Source organism: Vibrio sp. 10N.222.46.A1 (assembly GCF_041473595.1).
Lineage (GTDB): Bacteria > Pseudomonadota > Gammaproteobacteria > Enterobacterales > Vibrionaceae > Vibrio > Vibrio tasmaniensis_A.
Map to the genome: position 1 here is coordinate 1,089 of NZ_JBFRSN010001425.1, position 434 is coordinate 1,522.

The following is a 434-nucleotide window of genomic DNA, read 5'->3' on the forward strand; positions in this document are numbered from 1 at the left end:
TTAACGATTACGAAGTGGGCAAGCGCCATAGCCTACCAATGATCAACATCCTAACGTTCAACGGTGATATCCGTGATGCGGCTGAAATCTTCACAACGAACGGTGAAGAAAGCGATGTGTACTCAACAGAGCTTCCAGAAAAATACCAAGGTATGGAGCGCTTTGCAGCTCGTCGTGCAACGGTTGCTGAATTTGAAGAGCTAGGCCTACTTGAAGAAATCAAAGATCACGATCTAACCGTTCCTTACGGTGACCGTGGTGGTGTGGTTATCGAACCAATGCTGACTGACCAATGGTACGTGCGTACAGCGCCTCTTGCTGCTCCTGCTGTTAAAGCCGTTGAAGATGGTGAGATTCAATTCGTACCTAAGCAGTACGAGAACATGTACTTCGCGTGGATGCGTGACGTGCAAGATTGGTGTATCTCTCGTCAA

At 47.9% G+C, this 434-nt stretch carries 1 protein-coding gene; it reads left to right on the forward strand.

Annotated elements, in window-relative coordinates:
• A partial coding sequence (locus AB4496_RS27075; RefSeq protein WP_372133018.1) for a class I tRNA ligase family protein occupies positions 1–434 on the forward strand: 434 nt, incomplete at both ends.